Origin of the sequence: Polynucleobacter sp. JS-Safj-400b-B2 (assembly GCF_018881975.1) — a bacterium.
In the GTDB taxonomy this organism is placed as follows: domain Bacteria; phylum Pseudomonadota; class Gammaproteobacteria; order Burkholderiales; family Burkholderiaceae; genus Polynucleobacter.
The window spans coordinates 43,423-60,805 of record NZ_JACVPJ010000011.1; the positions used below are offsets into that span (position 1 = coordinate 43,423).

The window sequence follows — 17,383 nt, forward strand, 5'->3', positions numbered from 1 at the left end:
GAGTGTACGAGGAAAAATCCTGAATTAGATTAGGACTTTAGGTCATACCTAGGCCAGCTACAACACGGAATTTAGTTATATAACTATAGTTATATGATTATTGAATAAATTGCGTGCTTTAAAAGTCTCAGCTTGAAATCTGAGCAGTATTAGATACCTCATCCCCAAGGGGAACGCACAAATGCTTAATGGCTAGAGCTGTACTCAGGTCCCTGAATTCAAAGCCCTTACCTGGGCTTGGGGCAATTAACCCTGAGTTCGTGAGCTCCTGTATACAAGCCTGCTCTTTATGATGAGGCTCCTTCATGGAACTTAAAATGCTCAAAATGGGTGTTTCCAAGTGATTGGCGGCACGCAAAACCAGCTCTTTGGCTACTGGGCTTAAGCTATCTAAGGAAGCACGCAAGTCAACCCGAATACCTTCAGGCAATGCATCTACGGCAGGCATCTGTAAATTAAAGACCCTTGAGAATGGTGCTGAATTTGGCTTAGGGCCTAAAAGTCGCACACTAATTTGAGGTGAGCCCGTGTCTTGCAAATGGGCCGCCACGATGAAGACCTGACGAGAGGCCAAGCGATCAATACCCGCTTCACCAATCACCGCCTTTAATGCCTCAAATGCCCTTAAGCCATAAACCAAAACCGTCAATGGCCCAACTTTAGAAATCTCTGCCAACAAACCAGCGATACGCTCGCCTTGGGATGGGTAAATTTTGTCAGAGCTTGAGACAAAGTCTCCAAACTGCAATTCAATTTGGGCAGCAAAACCAGTCAAGGTTTGATCGCGACGATAAGACCCAGGTGTTCTCAAACGCAGAATCTGAAAGTTTTTAGTGGCCGCGCAGTTTCCGATAGCATCAATCAGAGAGCAAGCACCTGCAGCTGGCCATGACTCAACTGCCAACCACTGAGCTAAGCCGCTATTAATGCCATCAAAAGCATTTGATAAGAATGGAAAGCCGCCCCAACGCGTGCTCATGTCTGGCAAGACTGCAGTTGATGGGGCAATAACCGCGATAGAGCCAACGTCTTTAACTGCTAACTCTTTTTTACCCTCTTTAGACTGAATTTCCATCCAAGGACTGCTGATGGAAGCAATTTTTTTCGTCAATAAATCTGACAATGGCATATTTAAAGACTTCGCATGCCTACCTAAGATCGAGGCCTTTCGGAAAGACTCTGCACCAAAAAGGTCAGTCGCTTTTTCTGACACCACCTCAGTATGCGAAGCAACACCAATGCCAATTAAAGAGGTGCTGCTCTTGCCTTTATCGGATGAGCTCAGATAAGTCTTTTGGTATTGATCAGACCAGCTCTGCAAATATTGCGCAACATAAAGTGCCCGATCGGCATCATCTAAATGCGCCCTGGGATGTCCAAACCAAATCAAAGATCCACCGCCCGGTAAGAAGCTGACCTGACCATCTAAAGCTTCGACCAAATGCTCCACTGTCGTTCTCAGGGCCTTAAAAAACTGATCTCGCCTTGAAATCATGGCAGGATTTAAGTCGCTTAATTCCGCAATGGAAACGGCCACAGCAGTTACTAAGCGCCAAGAATAGACCTCTTCCATTTTCGCAATGAGTTTTGGAGCGGCATTTACAGAATTATTTGTAGCACTAGAAGACTTTGTTTTAACACTGTCTGCCGCACTGGATTTCATAATCTGCGCTGCAGCGATGACTGCCTTAGCGCGACTATTGACACCTAGCTTGCGAAACAGTACAAACAAATGCTGCTTGACTGTGCCTGGCTCAATCTTGAGCTCAGACGAAATCTCCTTATTGCTCTTACCCTCAATTAAGAGTTCAAGCAACTGACTTTGTCGAGGCGAGAGCGAAATGTCGCTGGCAGGTTCACGCTTAATCATGATGATTTATGGTCTGATCAACTTTCTTGGCTTAGCGCTCACGCATGCCCTGTTTAAAGGCGACATAAATAGGACGTAGTAAATAACGCAGCACGGATTGACGATCGGTCATGATGTCTGCTTGGACTGTCATACCTGGATCAATACGCTTATCTTTGTCATTGGCTACATAGCTCTGTGGCAGAGTCACGATCACCTTAAAGTAGGGCTGCTGCTTTTCATCTAGAGTGCTAAATGAAGAAACCATCGAGACCTTGCCATCAATCGTTCCATAACGCATAAAGTCAAAAGTGCCGATTTTTAAACGAGCGTCTTGCCCTACCTTGACAAAACCAATATCCGATGGGGACACCCGCACTTCAGCATGAATCTTGCCATCCATAGGAATGACATTCATCAAGATTGCACCCGGAGGAATGACGCCACCAACAGTGCGGAATTTGAGATCTTGAACAACGCCATCAACTGGTGAAACAATGTCTACCCGTTTTAAGCGGTCCTGCAATTTATTCATTTGCTCTTCTGTTTGAGCAAGCTCAATCGCTGCAGCATTTAGCTCATCCATATTGGTGCGGCGATAACGCAATAACTCTGCCTGCGCCCCATTAAGATTGCGCTGCGCTTCCAAGGCCTGAACTCGGGTGTTCAGTTTTTCTTTTTCTAAATCACTTCGAATCGCACTAACCTCGGTGAAGATCTTGATCTCTTTTTGGAGTTGATCGATTTGATCCTTGGAAGTCTTTAAGGTGAACTGCTGCTCTGCTACCTCTCGCTTATATTGCTCTGGAACTTTTGAAAAGTCTGCAGGCCGATCGCCTAGCAAAGCGCGTAGACGCTCCACCCTTGTATACAGACCCCAATATTTAGCAACAATGGTTTGATATTCTGTGCCTGCCTCGGTAGAGTTCAGGCGCATCAGTACCTGCCCTTCACGAACCGTTTGACCATCAACTACATCAATAGAAGCAATCCGACCACCATCCACGTGCTGAATTACCTTCACTGCTTGAATGGGCATGATTTGCCCTGGTGCTAAAGCCACTACATCCAAAGTAGCAAATAAGGCCCACAAGAAAAATATGCCCAAAGCATAGCAAACCAACTTGACTGTGGTTTTCATATAAGCAGGTGGCGCGGCTTCTTCAAGCAAGATTGCCTTGGCAACATAATTGTCTGTGCGATCTCCCAAGGCAAGCCGGGGCTGATCTATTGTTAGACCCTTAGTTTGATCCTTAGTTTGATCATTTAGCCGATCCTCTGGCGGCAAATTATTATGTGTGCTCATAGTAAGTACGCTTATGTATTAAAGAGTGGATTAGGCTGCAGTAGCTTGTTTAAGTAGGGCGTCTGGTGCTCCAGCGGCGCGCAGATAGCCCTTGTCCATAACCAATAAGGTGTCTGCTAAGCGAATATGGCTTGGGCGATGACTAATAAAAAGCACTGTCGCTTTACCTTTGAGGGCCCTTAAAGTTTCCATAAACTTCTGATCGCCATAGTCATCTAATCCAGCGCCTGGTTCATCAAACAACATAATCGGCGCGCGCGTTAAATAGGCACGAGCCAGCGAGAGTTTTTGTTTCAAGCTCGATGGCAGTTCATTCGTATTGTCGCCTACCCGACACTGAATACCATTTGGTAAAGCCAAAATTTGCTCGAGTGCTCCAGCCATATCGAGCGCTTGATAAACCTCATCATCACTGGCATCTGGCCTAGCCAAACGTAAATTCTGCGCAATCGTGGCATGGAATAATTGAATATCTTGGGGTGCGTAACCAATCGAACGACGTAGCTCCATTGGGTCTAGTTGACGCAAATCGACGTTATCAACCAAAATTGATCCTGCCTGAGGTTGATACATACCCAAAATCAATTTGAATAAAGTTGATTTACCTCCACCATTGGGGCCACTAATAGCGACCATCTCACCTGGCGCCACTCGGAACTCCACACCAATGAGGGCGGGATCTACATTCATTGAATAACGGAATGAAACCCGTGCAAATTCGATTGAACCCTCAAGGCCGCGAGACACCAAAGAAGTTGCCGTATCTTGACGTTCCCCTTGAATCTTCATTAAGCCATCGATCTGACGGATAGCGCTTCTGACACGCTCAATGCGGGTCATATTGGTAAAGACCGTTTGAATAGGACTGAGGACACGCCACATCAGCAACATAGAAGCAATCAATGCACCAGCAGAAACGGTTTGCATAATCACAGCTGGAACGGTGGCAGAAACGATTAATAAAGCCGAGAGCATCATGACAAAGTATGAGATTGCTACCAGCAAGGAGGACAACTGCTCTGCCTTATATGCAGCCATCGTGGCATTGGCAGAAATTTCTCTAAAACGTTCCAACCAAACTTGCTGCGCTCCACACTCGCGAATAATACGCATCTTGCCAATCATTTCAACAATGAATTCATTACGCTTAGTCACTGATCTACTCAAGGCCACCACTCGATCATGCGTGAGTCCAGAGAAAATCCAATACAGCAAGGCATAAGTCACTGCCATCACAACAAATACGATTAAAGAAATCGGGTTCATGATTGACAGGGCAATCAAAAAGACCAAAGTGGCTGGTGACTCTAAGATCGTCGAGGCTAATGGACCGGTAAATAAATCCCGTATCGCTTCAAAACTTTGTAGGCGTGAGGTTTGTGATCCAACCGATGCTCTCTCGGTATAGGCAGGCGACATTTGCAATACTTGCTGCAAAATCGTTGCGCCAAAGAGATATTCAATACGCCCGGAGATATAAGACAAAATACGCGCACGATGGCGCATGAAGTAATACCCGGCGCCTAAGCCAATACAGGCGCCGACTGTCAAATAGAGTAAGGTATCTTTAGCGCCAGATGGGATAACGGTACTATAGACAATGGATAGGAATATAGGTCCTGACATCATCACCAAGCCCGACACCACGGCAGATAAAGTCGCTTGCCCAATGAGAGGACTAAAACGCATCAAGACGCGCCCTACCCACGAACGGCTATCGGCAACTCCTTTATCGGCAAGTTCATAAAAGAAGGCTCGGCCGGTAATACTTAAATTAGTTTCAAAACGGGGCTGATCCTTAGGGGTATAAGCAATGCGCATTTGATTGCCTACTCGTCCCATCGCAATGAAGGCCATTCCTCCATCGGGCACAAATAGACACGGTAGTGAACGAGATTCCAACATACCCAGCGGGCAAATTACCTCATTGGTTTTGTAACCCATTTGTGACATCGCATTATGAAAGCCCGTTAAATCCAGACTGTCGGTGTAATACGGTAGAGATTCAGCCACTTCTCGGGCAGTACCTCGGGCATTGATTAATTTCAGGAGTAAGGCCAAGCAGCCTGAAAAATCGGTTTGCACTTTAAAGTTATTGGCAACGGTTTCGTGAGTATGATTCCAGCGGTTGGTGTCGATAAAACCGCCCTTGAAAGAAGAATCAAAGTACTCTCCGTTAGGTATTGCACGATAATTGGCAGATGCTGCACTAGTAAAGCTTGGCTCAATCGACTTGGCAGAAGTAGCGCCGCTAGCCTCCAGAATGCCGCTGACTTTGTTGGGCTCTACCTCATGCAGATGACCATCCTGCAGATAGAGTGTGCGATCGGCTAAACGCAAGAAAGAAGGACGCTGCGAAACCATCACTACCGTGACCTTGCCACGCACTGCCTCCATGAATTTCAAGAAAGTAGCATCACCATCTGAATCCATGACAGAACTAGCATCATCAAATAAAATAATATTGGGTTGATTCGATAAAGCCCGAACAATCGCAATCCGCTGACGATAACCCGGTGGCATAGCATCAGCAGCAGTATCCCCTACTGGTGAATCCCAGCCGCGCGGCATCTTTGCTACAAAATCACCCAGACCTAGCATCTTTGCAGTCAGCAGTGCACGATCCACACGAGCAGGATCAAATACGCTCACGTTATCAAGCAGTGAACCCTCGAACATCAGGGCTTTCTGTGGCAGATAGGCTACATGATCACTGATTTTGCCTGGGGGGATATTGGCAAGATCCTCATCATCGATCAATACCCGACCTTCAGAGGGATATAAGACCCCAGCCATTAGTTGTAGCAAAGTGCTACGACCAGAACCAGAATCACCTTTGATGCACAAAAACTCACCAGGTTTAATCGTTAATGAAAGGCCAGAAAACAGCTCAGTCTGGCATCCTGGAAAGCGGTAGTGCACGTTTTCCAACGCCAACTTAGCGGATTTCATTGGGCGATCCGCCAAGTTATCAGTGCCCTCATCAACCATAGACTTGGTAGGAAGACCTCGCTGTAATAAAGTTTTGGCCAAGTTATCTCGCAAGATTTCATCTTGCTGGTATTTAGCCCACATGCCACCTAAACGCTGAAGTGGCGCTAAGGAGCGCATGCCCAGCAAAATACAAGCTGCTAATTCACCATTCGTCAGGTGATTGCCAATCACCAACCAAGCACCCAAAGCAACGATCAGCATCGTCATTAGTGGGGAAAAAATATTACCAATGCCCGCAGACATATCTAAAGCATAAGTCACACGCGCCATCAAACGGGCACAGCTCTCTTGCAAACGCTCATAGCGTCGCAACATCAACGACTCCATCGTCATGGACTTGAGAGTATGAACGTTACTTAAGGTTTCATTCAAAAAGTTAGCGCGACGGGAATCTGTTTGCTTTTGCTCTTTAATCAAGATGGGATCATCGTGACCATTTTTCCAAGTGATAAAGACAAAAACGGCGTATCCAACCGTTAACAGCAAACCAATCCAGGGACTCAAAATAAACACAATCAACACATACAGGACAGTGAATGGTAAATCCATTAACTGCTGGAAGGTCTGACCAGAATAGTGATACTTGAGTGTGGAGACCGATTTGTAGTCATCCATCACCGTGCCTGTTCCCTTGCGCTCAAACTCATGCAAAGGCTCAGCTAGCGCGCGCTCTGTCACTGCCAACATTGCCTTATGTTCAAAGCGCGCTGATACCCACGCGGTGGCATAAGATCGCACTGCGCGGATAACAGATTCAACGGCAACTGCTATGCCCACACCAACAGCAATCAGACCTAAGGTATCTAAAGACTGATGTGGCAAGATCCGATCATAGATTTGCAGCATTAGCAGTGGGAAAGCTAAAGCAAGGATGTTGATCACAATACTAGAGGCAATGATGGTGGATTTTTCACCTTCAAATGGAGAAAGATCCCCAACAGCACGTTGCTCTTCAGTGGGATTGCGGAATTGTCCGATGCGGATACGCAAATTACGCATATCGGTGCTAAATGCTTGCCACTGCTCTATAACAGTTGCTTTTAACTGGCGCTGATGCTCGATGACTATCGGCAGCCAATAAGATGGCTTGAGTTTCTTGCCCCAATAGATTGCGAGTTGCTGAATATCTGTCCACGAATCAATGGGAGTGCCTTGTAAATTGGAAGTAGATCCCTTGATCTTCATCCAAAGAATTTCAAAGTCATAACGCAACTGTTGATAGAGCAGCTCGCCTATGAAGATTGCTACCCCCAGCAAACGGCGCATCATAGCCAAGAACAATCCCCATACTTTTTTCAGGGAATGGACTAGACGTGCCATCAATTGATTAAATGGGTTCATACCTTGGTTCATCTTGCAGGGCTTTGTGAATTAACTTCATTGGCTGGCTTTGGCAAAGCCTGCTCTGGAGATTGCAGCGGATTTTGATTCAATGACTTACCACCGCTGTTCTCTAACATTGGTTGACCAGCTTGATTAACTCCAATAGCGGGTTTCTTGCCAAACACTGAGTCCGTCTGATTAGCTAATTCAGTCCACCTGGCATCTGCTGCTGGTAACTTACCGCCACCTAGACAAGGATCGTTATCTACCTTGGTACCGCCGCCGACGGCCTTAAATAAGCTAACCGACGCAGCCAATTGGTCATTGCGAGCATTGATAGCGGAGTCTTCTGCGTTCAACACCGTGCGCTGAATCTCATAAAGCTGCACATAGTCCATACCTCCACGCTCCACTACCTTAGTACTCATGGTGGCTAAGAGTTGGGCTCGATTACGAGATTCATTTAAGGCGCCATATTGCTTAGCAGTGAGGTTCACACCAGCCAAGCCATCCTCAACATCTCTTAATGAGGCCAACACTGCATTAGCATAGGTCTCCAATAACTCCACATTCTTAGCGCTAGCCACTTGGATCTCTGCACGACGACGACCACCGTCAAATACGTTTTGCACCAAATTCGTTGTGACGTTATAAAAAACACTTTGCGGCATAGTCAAGGTTGATAGCAAGAAACTTCCGTAACCACCGCCAGCAGTCAAAGCAAAGCTAGGCAATAAGTTAGCGCGCGCAGCATAAAGATCTGCCTTAGATGCCTCTAAGGCTGCTTCAGCTCTCCGAATATCTGGACGCCGGCATAGCAAATCGGATGGCAGGCCAGGTTCTACAGCGGGAACTTTAATGTCTCTTAATGATTTGGTTTTCAACTTCAGATTTGCAGGCGTTGTCCCCACTAGCGCAGCCAAACGGTTAAACGCCCTTTCTCGCTGTAACTTGAGATTGGTTACCAAAGCATCTGTATTAGTCTGCAAGATTAACTGCTGAGACAAGTCGATCAGAGTGGCATCTCCCAGCTCAACCCGCCGCTCAAGCCCTTTACCCACTTTACGGATAGTTTCTAAATTGCGTTCGCTGACTGAAATACGCTCGTCAAATGAAATCACCTGAAAGTACACCGTAGCAGTGTCACCCACCAGACTCAAGGCAACGGCTTGACGGTTATATTCGCTAGCTAAAGCCTGAGAAAATGCAGAGGAAGTATTGAAACCTTTTTTACCCCAGAGATCTACTTCATAGTTGGCTAGTAAACCTACTTGCCAAACTGGTTGACTGCCCCACTGCGAGGTATTGGCGGCATAACCGGGGCCAAACCCAGGCGCTTGATTTTTATAACTAGCTCCAGCATCCAGCGTGGGGTACTCATTGGCTTTAACCACATCGGCTTGCGCTCGTGTTTGAGAAACTCGCGCCACCGCAATGCGCAAGTCATAATTATTAGTTAATGCTGTATCAACCAACTGATTGAGCTCTTCGCTCTCGAAGTCCGTCCACCATAATTCCTTAGGGCGAGGTAATTGCGCATCAACTGGTATTGTTTTGAATGCACTTGTCATCCAACTGACATATTCAGGACCGTTTGGTGCATCCCCTTTTTCCACAATAGGCGTTGTGCATCCAGTAAAAGCCATGCAAATACATACCCAATAAATGGGTAAGCATTTCTTTTTCAGACGCTCTGCACTAGAGGGGTGAATATCAGCCACAGAAATAACTTAAGTTATATGACAGGAGGATCAGAATACCTAAGGTATAACTTTTTTCCTATGGTAGGCAGGAACGAAATTGTTTAGTATTTAAACCACAAGAAGATAGTAGATAAATACTATTTACAGCTGGGTTTGGCTTAAACTGGCATACCAATCAGTTAGTGCCCTATAGGAGAATTGACAATATCTCAATTGAGATACATAATTAATCCCATTCAGGAGAAATTATCATGACCGCCCAAACCTCCATGCTGCATATTCGAGTAGATGAAGATACTAAAGAGCAAGCCGCCGAAGCCTTAAACAGCATGGGCTTATCTGTATCAGATGCTGTCCGTCTTTTTTTGCGTCGTGTAGTGATCGAGCAGGCATTTCCGATTGAACTCAAAGTGCCTAATGCTGAAACTGTCGCTGCCATGAAAGAGTCTCGCAAAATGATGGCAAAACGCAACGCGCGCTTTAACTCTGCTACTGAACTGTTTGCTGATCTTGAAAAAAACAGCTCACGATAAACGCGCAAAATTACCACGCACCTCAGACTATACAAAATCATTTCTAAAAGATTGGATGCGCTTGACGCACTCTGGTCGATACGACATGACTAGGCTGAAGGAAGTGATGCTGCTACTGATTGCAAATGATGTTCCTCTTGGCTCGGAGTGGAGAGATCACGACCTAAGCGGGGAGTGGGTTGACCATCGAGAGTGTCATGTTGGAGGAGACTTTCTACTAATCTACCAAGCAGAGGAAAAGTCCATCAATTTTGTTCGCGCTGGAACCCATTCCGAACTATTCAGCAGTTGAAAAAATACCCGCAATCCCTCAATGAGGAATTAAATAAAGTACGGGCATTTTTAATACAGAAAAATTAATACAGCCGCGTAGCACTGATACGACGCACCTCAGTCACCGCCAATTGAGAAATATCCCTCAATTTTTCGTGATTCGCCTGCCCAAGATCCACTAAAGAATCAATCTGCGCGTAGGAAGAAGCTACAAAGCGGTCGCCATTTTCTTGACTCTTCTTAAGCACGCCAAATTCGATGCGACTCCGCTCATCAGCACTGAGTTTGCTAATCAGGTCTTTGGTTGCCCAAATGCTGCCATGTTTTGCAAACTCACTGATACGAGTGGCTTGATTAATGGTATTTCCGAGTACAGCAAATTCGATGTGGTTGGTCGATTGGAAACTTCCTAGCCATTCCTGACCTTCATGCAAGCCAATATTCAGTTGCAACTCTGTAAACCAATTTTTCTTGAGTTGCCATTCAGCGCTAATCTTACGCATCGCCATTCTTAATTCTTCAGCGCACGCAACGGCATTAAAGAGGTAGTTACCTTCAACCTGCGGAAAAAAGTAATAGACCATACCATCGCTACTATGCTTGCCATGAGTACCTGTGTATTTACGCAGGATAGGGCTCATTGTTCCCCAGATCTGATTAATTAATGCAAAGTATTCATCAGGCGGTAACTCTGAACAAATACGATTGGAGTTTTGTAAATCTGCAACTAATACAGCCAATGGCGTCATTACTGGCAAACGCTTATTTAATAAGGACTGGATCACTTGATCACGACGAGAGAGGAAGTTCAGTAAATCATCTCCGCCCTCCTCGCCAGGAGAGTGAACTACCAAAATACCTTCGCGGAAATACACTGCAAAGACGCGATAGCACACAAATCTACCCTGCGAATCTTTATGGAAGAACTCTACTTCATTGACGGGTTTTTCTTTACCGGCCTGTGGGTGTGTTGGGGTATCAAGGAACGGTGAACCAGTTTCACTTTTTGCAACCAATTTACCCAAGGCCACTGAATCTAATAAAGGTAGCAACTCAGGGTCGCTCTTCGCAACCAATTTAGCCAAAGACTCATAACTAATACGTGCACTAGCTAGCTGTAACAGTAAACCCACTAAGGCACGCTGATCTTCCATACCCAGGCACACTTCCGGCCTAGACAGCAATGTCAGTAAATTACGCTCCGCACTTTTAGCGGGTGGTGCCACAAAACCAAATACCTCTTTGCGCGCTGCCTCATTGAGCCAAGTTAACTCAAAGTTGTAATTGAGCATGTAGGCAGGATGCGTCAAGGTGTCCAAAGACAAGGAAAGATTTCCTAATGTCTCGGACATTGGATTGCTGGAGTTGCCAGAATTTCCGGCATTACCTGCACGAGCATTTCCTGTTTTGGTGAATTGTTTCTCAGGGCTGTGTGAGCCCGCTAGTTCCTGTTGCATCTCTTGAACCTCCAATAAAGCATCGGTTTGAGCCAAACGCTCAGCCACTTGGGCCATCGATAAACCTTGACCCTTCAGAATTTGGACAGCTTGCACTCTCTCTAAAGAATCATCTGGAAAATAGCCAAGCACCCTGGCGCCACCCGCCTCTGCATCAGTATCTGCAGATAAGGACTGGACAACCGGCTTTGGCAATATGCCAAGCTGGATGTAATTATTAAGGGTGGCACGCGATATTCCGGTTTGGTCTATCAGCGTCTTGCTTGAGATCATTTGTCTATCTGTCCAATTAAAAGTAGTGGCCGGGAGGTAATTTATACACAGATGCGGAGCTCTTAGACAGTCTTATGTGTATAAAAGTACATTGCTACTAGACAGTTAGTTGTCTAAATGCAACAAATGAGGGGTTTTAATGCCAATTAATTGTCTAATTTGATTATTTAGACAGATATAAAACTAGATAAGGATCTTTTTAAAGGCTTCCGCACTTAAAGGCTTTGCATACAGAAAACCTTGTACATAATCACAACCCATCTCCCGAAGTATTTGGGCCTGCGCTTCAGTCTCCACGCCTTCCGCAATCGAATCCATGCCCAAACCCCTTGCCATCGAGATCATGGCAGCCACCAAAGAAGCATCTAAGCTTTCTGGGGCTAAGGTTTTAATGAAGTGTGCATCTATTTTTAAATAATCAAAATTAAAGTTTTTAAGCGAAACGATGGATGAATAACCCGTCCCAAAATCATCTAAGCTAAATTTACAACCCGCCTCCTGCAAGATAGCGATCTTATCCATGACCCGTTGAGATTGAATAAGCATCATTCGTTCAGTAATCTCAAAAATAATCTTATTGGGAGAGATGCCACACTCCTTGATCCAGTCCACCCATTGGACCACCGAGTGATCGGTTGAACTAAATTGGGAGACCGCAATATTAATGGCAATTGCTGGCGCCCTATCAACGCCCAGCGCCCTGAGATATAACAGAACCTCTTGAATTACCCAGTTACCGATAGGCACAATTAAGCCGGACTCTTCGGCGATATCAATAAAGTCTAATGGCATCACCACTTCGCCGTTGGCGCGATGCCATCGAAGCAAAGCTTCAGCGTGGGTAATAGCACCTGTTTGCACATCAAAGATGGGCTGGTACTCCAATTTAAACTGCTTTTTCTCCAGCGCTACACGAAGCTCGGAGATCACGTTAGCGCGGTAATTTGCCTTGATTTGCATCGCGCTTGTGAAATACTGAGAGCCATTTTTGCCATTGGCTTTTGCAGCATACATTGCCTGGTCAGCGCCAAGCAATAGAACCTTACTGTCATCGCCATCCTCAGGGAAAATAGAAATTCCAAAACTCGCTGTGATGTACACCATCTCATTTTGGATATGAAAAGGCTCACTCAGATTTTTAATAATCTGCTCAATGATGTTATCCACCTGCTCAAATTTATCAATCTGACTCAATAAGAAAACAAACTCATCTCCACCAATGCGAGCAATCGTATCTGTATCACGCACCTCAGAACGCAAACGCAGCGCGACTGCCTTTAAAAGCTCATCCCCAAAATCATGCCCACGACTATCGTTGATCTCTTTAAAGTTATCAATATCAAAGTAAACCACTGCTAGATTGGTCTTTGAGCGCGTGGACTGTTTCATTAATTGCTCAAGACGATCTAATAACAGACGTCTATTGGGTAGGCTAGTCAAAGCATCAAAATTAGCCTGCTGATTAATGAGCTCACGTGCTTTACGTTGATCGGTGACGTCGGATAACAAAGCAACGCGTTGTAAAGGCACGCCATCTTTGTCAAAAGTGGAATAGATCGATAAAAAGCGCAATGCCTCATCACCTTTTTTCACTTTTATCCAAGTCTGACCCTCCCAGCGTCCGACCGCATCAACAGACGTGAAGATATCCGCATAAGAGCCTGCACCATGACGCTTGACCAAGAAATCAGAAAACCCGTGACCCAGTAATTCTTCATCAGAAAAACCAGTTAATCCCCTAAAGGCATAATTTGCTAAAAGAATATGATTCTGGGCATCACAAATAACAACCGCCTCACCCATGGCTCGATATACGGCTGAGGTGACTTTAAGCAAATCCTCTGCATTCTTTTGCTCGGTGATATCAATACCGTAAATAATCATTCGGTCCGATGCAAAAAAGCTGCCCCAAGAAATCAGTCTGACCGACCCATCCTTACGAGTGGTATAGGCTTCAAGAGGAACAAACGGTGAACCCGTCTTACCTGCTTCCCGAATACGATTACCCCACTCTTGCTCTACCTCTTTTCGATAATCCCGATCGGGATACGCCAAGGTCCACCACGCATTTGGTTTACGAAGATCACTTGCTGTATATCCTAAGGCTTTGGTGAAATAAGGATTTACATAATCCATCACATAAGTTTCGAGATCGTAGGAAGACATCAGCACTGGGGTATTACCCACAATATCTCGAAAACGCTCCTCTGACTTCACAATATCTTTTGTGGCTTGCATCAGATCTCGACTTTTACGCTCGAAACTTTCTACCACTAAGCCGATGGCAAGACCAACGAAACAAGCGATTCCCAAATAAGCCCAAATCACCATTGGGGCATGATGCGTCATTAACTGGCGATCAAAAAATGCCTCGCCATGAAAGACGCTCAAGACAGACTGTATGAGAAGCAGGCAAAAATACAGCATGGCGCCCTGACGCCCAAATTGATAGCCAAAAAAAGCAATAACAAAAAGGACAGCAAACCCTCTGCCAGTTAAATCAATGTACTCCTTGAGCCAGCCAAAGAATACTGCCTGCTCAAATACCAATGAAGCCAGTAAACAGAGGGCAAATATGAGTTGTTTTCTCTTGGGCCAATCCTGAATCCAGCGTGTGGATAAAACCAACAGAATGGGTGTAAAAAAGACAAAGCCAAAAAGGTCGCCAATGAACCATTTTTGAAAAACATCGTTAACGATTTTGGGAGACAGCAAGTTTCCCCATACTAAAAGCTTGACATTGATCGTAGTGCTCACAAACGCGCCAATACAGCTAGCGATAAACAATCGTCCAAAGTCGCCTAAAGATTGAACGTCCTTGCCAAACTTCAAGTAACGCCGTAACAAAATAACAACGATGAAATAACCTATCAGGGCACCAGCAGCGACTAGCATTGCCATGATCAACGTATGACCGCCCCCAATCTCGCCAATGGTTGCCCCTACAAATAGGAATGGCCAATATTGCAAACCCAGAATTAAGAGAACGCCTAGACCGATTCCAGCAGGAATCCAGATCACGCTCTCACCCACTACTCCTGCAAAGTGATTCAATAAAAGAGTAGAGATAACAGCCTGCGCAATTGCAGCCAATACGGCATAAAACACACCCTTTTTGGTGTAGCCATTATGCGAATGGAGTAAATTGGAAATGATCAAATCACTAACTAAAGTTATATTGAATAGGTGAGGTCAGAATTGTAGCGTGGTTGAAAAATATCTCTGAGTTAGGCCAATGATGAGCTAGATATTCTTGTTTTATCGGTCTTTTACACAACGAAACCCAATGTAAACGACCGCAATATCGGCCGGCTTCGCTTCTACATCTGACTCTTGCTGTCTTTCCGGGCCATACCACCAAGATGCGCCACGGGTGATATATCCGCCATTCCTCTCGGTAGCCGTCCACTCCCAGACATTACCGCCCATGTCATATAAGCCATTGACTCCTGGCTTGGTTATCTTTGTCGCTACGTGCCCTGTTCCGCGATTCAAGGCGCCCGCTGGTGCAAGCCCTTTGTAATCACCGCAACCACTTAAACAATGCGATGGTGTTGGGCTGCTGCCACCAGGAAATGGATAACGTTGCCCTTTAATATAGCCAGCCGGTGGATTGGATCGTTGCTCTAAGAATGCGGCTGAAGTCCACTCAGATTCAGTAGGTAAACGCTTGCCAAAGTAGCGGCAAATACTCTCCGCTTCTGTTTGGTTGAGGTGTACAGCGGGTTCAGCATCATTCGCAGGAACACCATAAGGAGTTCTCCAAGTCCACCCTGGCTTTTGCACAAAACCACCTTCATAAGATAGACCGCCACCCTTCTTTTCAGCAGCACTGACAAAACCAGAAGAGGATGCAAAGGATTTGACATCGGCGATATTCATCTCGGTTTGATCCCATAGGAGATTGCCAATCTGAACTGCAGCAATGGATGAACTGGGTGCGCTGTAACTAGGCGCAGATCTCAACATGAAATACAGAGCCACAATACTTAGCGGCAAGCAGAAAAGAATGGAAGCAATATCAAATTTTTTCATCTGGATCACTGTAATAGAAAAAGCTCCACTAGGGAGCTTTTGAGATATTTGATGGGGCGAACGACGGGGCTCGAACCCGCGACAACCAGAATCACAATCTGGGACTCTACCAACTGAGCTACGTCCGCCACTGAAGTCCTAGATTATAGCTTTTTGCCCTAAAACCTGTCAAAAACACTACCTCAAAGTCTCCCCTAGGCGCTTTCGAACTCAAAAGCGGCCCAATCCCCTAAGGTTAAGCTGGCATCAATAAAGAAATCCAATATCGCCACCCTACTCTGAACTTTAGCTAAAGCATGGTGATCAGACAGTCGCTGACGCCAATAACGCGATCCCGCCCTGCCATGAGCTAGCCCCAAGATATGTCTTGTAAAGGCGCCTATATAAAAAGGCTTGCCCTTGGCTTGGCACTCATCAAACCAAGCTTGCACTTGTTTCACCAAGGCAATTTGAATACGATGCCATTCAGTCTCACTAAAAAGATACCCGGCGGCATCGCCATCGGTATTAATCATGTCATCCCAACCTAAGAGCAGTGCTGGAAAATGATATGCAGCCCTACCAACCATGAAGCCATCAAAGTCATTCCAGTGGCCTGCAATTTGCTCATTGGTTTCTAGTCCACCATTGAGTAGCACCTTAAGGTGTGGAAATTGCTTTTGTGCATCTAACCTCAGCCTTGCGGCTACTTCATAACGCAATGGTGGTTTGCTGCGATTCTCTTTTGGCGATAAACCTTTGAGCACGGCATTGCGCGCATGGATTGTTACTTGACTCGCACCAGCATCTGCTACTGCAAGAATAAAATTCAGCGCAAATTGGTAATCAGCTTCTGAATTCGCAGCATCCATTGAGTCTAAACCTAAGCGATGCTTTACAGAAATCGGAACATCTACCGCCTTCTTCATTGCCTTCACACAATCAGCAACTAAATTTGGTTCAGCCATCAAACAAGCACCAAAGGCACCACGCTGCACGCGTTCTGATGGACAACCGCAATTGAGGTCAATCTCATCGTAGCCCCACTGCTGCGCTAATTCAGCAGATCTTGCCAAATCAGTTGGCTCCGAACCCCCAAGCTGAAGGACAACAGGATGCTGCTCTTGCGAGTAATCTAAATGGCGTGGGACATCACCATGCATCAGCGCACCAGTAGTCACCATCTCAGTATAGAGAACGGCCTCTTTGGTAAGCGTGCGATGAAAAGAGCGGCAATGGCGGTCTGTCCACTCCATCATGGGAGCAACGGCCAATCTCTTTTTATTTTTAGTATCCACAGGCACTTTTTGTCAATAATTTATTATTGATATTTTAGTGTGTTTTGGCTGGAAGCTAAATAAAACCTGATCTCTATGGCCCTCAAGAGAAATGTTTGCACAAAGGAAAATGTATTACTAAAAACTCAATCCATACTATATTTTTTAATAGAAATAAAATTTAGTCGAGTAATTTGTCCTAAATTTACCCTAGATTCATTGTATTTTTTAATGAGATAAGCGACTGCTTTCGATCTTGAATTCAACTGATCGATGCAACACACTACAAACTGCGTAAGCAAAAGGAGTGTTGCTCATGAAACAACGGCCCCGAATCTATTACACGGCCACCCAGAAGGCTTTAATGTGGGAACGCTGGCA

General features: G+C 45.5%; 10 protein-coding genes and 1 tRNA gene. 2 read left to right on the top strand and 9 right to left on the bottom strand.

Going from position 1 to position 17,383, the window contains the following annotated elements; all coding sequences use genetic code 11:
- Positions 1-127 precede the first annotated feature (127 nt).
- Genes ICN48_RS10945 through ICN48_RS10960 form a run of 4 tightly spaced genes read right to left on the bottom strand, consistent with a single transcriptional unit; the run spans position 128 to position 9,193 of the window.
- Complete coding sequence (locus tag ICN48_RS10945) at positions 128-1,870, bottom strand: helix-turn-helix transcriptional regulator (RefSeq protein WP_216153730.1); 1,743 nt, start codon at positions 1,868-1,870, stop codon at positions 128-130.
- 31 nt (positions 1,871-1,901) lie between these two features.
- Positions 1,902-3,155 (bottom strand): HlyD family efflux transporter periplasmic adaptor subunit, encoded by a 1,254-nt coding sequence (locus ICN48_RS10950; RefSeq protein ID WP_216153731.1) that lies wholly within the window; start codon positions 3,153-3,155, stop codon positions 1,902-1,904.
- Positions 3,156-3,185: 30 nt separating this feature from the next.
- Positions 3,186-7,490 (bottom strand): peptidase domain-containing ABC transporter, encoded by a 4,305-nt coding sequence (locus tag ICN48_RS10955; RefSeq protein WP_216153732.1) that lies wholly within the window; start codon positions 7,488-7,490, stop codon positions 3,186-3,188.
- Positions 7,491-7,498: 8 nt separating this feature from the next.
- A complete protein-coding gene (locus ICN48_RS10960) occupies positions 7,499-9,193 on the bottom strand; it encodes a TolC family protein (protein WP_216153733.1) in 1,695 nt (564 codons plus the stop codon).
- 233 nt (positions 9,194-9,426) lie between these two features.
- Between ICN48_RS10960 and ICN48_RS10965 the strand changes: the two genes are divergently transcribed.
- Together ICN48_RS10965 and ICN48_RS10970 are read left to right on the top strand one after the other, a co-directional pair.
- A complete protein-coding gene (locus ICN48_RS10965) occupies positions 9,427-9,708 on the top strand; it encodes a type II toxin-antitoxin system RelB/DinJ family antitoxin (RefSeq protein ID WP_255539549.1) in 282 nt (93 codons plus the stop codon).
- Positions 9,680-10,000 (top strand): type II toxin-antitoxin system YafQ family toxin, encoded by a 321-nt coding sequence (locus ICN48_RS10970; RefSeq protein ID WP_216153738.1) that lies wholly within the window; start codon positions 9,680-9,682, stop codon positions 9,998-10,000. The genes ICN48_RS10965 and ICN48_RS10970 overlap by 29 nt, the downstream gene beginning before the upstream one ends.
- Before the next feature lie 64 nt (positions 10,001-10,064).
- On the opposite strand, the gene ICN48_RS10975 is transcribed toward ICN48_RS10970, so the two are convergent.
- From ICN48_RS10975 to dusA, 5 genes are all read right to left on the bottom strand, one after another.
- Positions 10,065-11,711: an adenylate/guanylate cyclase domain-containing protein gene (locus ICN48_RS10975; protein WP_216153734.1), complete on the bottom strand. Its 1,647-nt coding sequence runs from the start codon at positions 11,709-11,711 to the stop codon at positions 10,065-10,067.
- Positions 11,712-11,894: 183 nt separating this feature from the next.
- Complete coding sequence (locus ICN48_RS10980) at positions 11,895-14,870, bottom strand: EAL domain-containing protein (RefSeq protein ID WP_216153735.1); 2,976 nt, start codon at positions 14,868-14,870, stop codon at positions 11,895-11,897.
- Positions 14,871-14,969: 99 nt separating this feature from the next.
- Positions 14,970-15,746, bottom strand: coding sequence for an SUMF1/EgtB/PvdO family nonheme iron enzyme (locus ICN48_RS10985; protein WP_216153736.1), 777 nt, complete (start codon positions 15,744-15,746; stop codon positions 14,970-14,972).
- Between the two features lie 52 nt (positions 15,747-15,798).
- Positions 15,799-15,874 (bottom strand) — tRNA-His (locus ICN48_RS10990).
- Positions 15,875-15,940: 66 nt separating this feature from the next.
- Positions 15,941-17,023, bottom strand: coding sequence for a tRNA dihydrouridine(20/20a) synthase DusA (gene dusA / locus ICN48_RS10995; protein ID WP_370624212.1), 1,083 nt, complete (start codon positions 17,021-17,023; stop codon positions 15,941-15,943).
- Positions 17,024-17,383 lie beyond the last annotated feature (360 nt).

Bases quoted from the DNA above. Each gene is read 5' to 3' on its own strand.
- ICN48_RS10945 (WP_216153730.1), bottom strand. From the start codon at position 1,870: ATGATTAAGCGTGAACCTGCCAGCGACATTTCGCTCTCGCCTCGACAA.
- ICN48_RS10950 (WP_216153731.1), bottom strand. From the start codon at position 3,155: ATGAGCACACATAATAATTTGCCGCCAGAGGATCGGCTAAATGATCAA.
- ICN48_RS10955 (WP_216153732.1), bottom strand. From the start codon at position 7,490: ATGAACCCATTTAATCAATTGATGGCACGTCTAGTCCATTCCCTGAAA.
- ICN48_RS10965 (WP_255539549.1), top strand. From the start codon at position 9,427: ATGACCGCCCAAACCTCCATGCTGCATATTCGAGTAGATGAAGATACT.
- ICN48_RS10975 (WP_216153734.1), bottom strand. From the start codon at position 11,711: ATGATCTCAAGCAAGACGCTGATAGACCAAACCGGAATATCGCGTGCC.
- ICN48_RS10985 (WP_216153736.1), bottom strand. From the start codon at position 15,746: ATGAAAAAATTTGATATTGCTTCCATTCTTTTCTGCTTGCCGCTAAGT.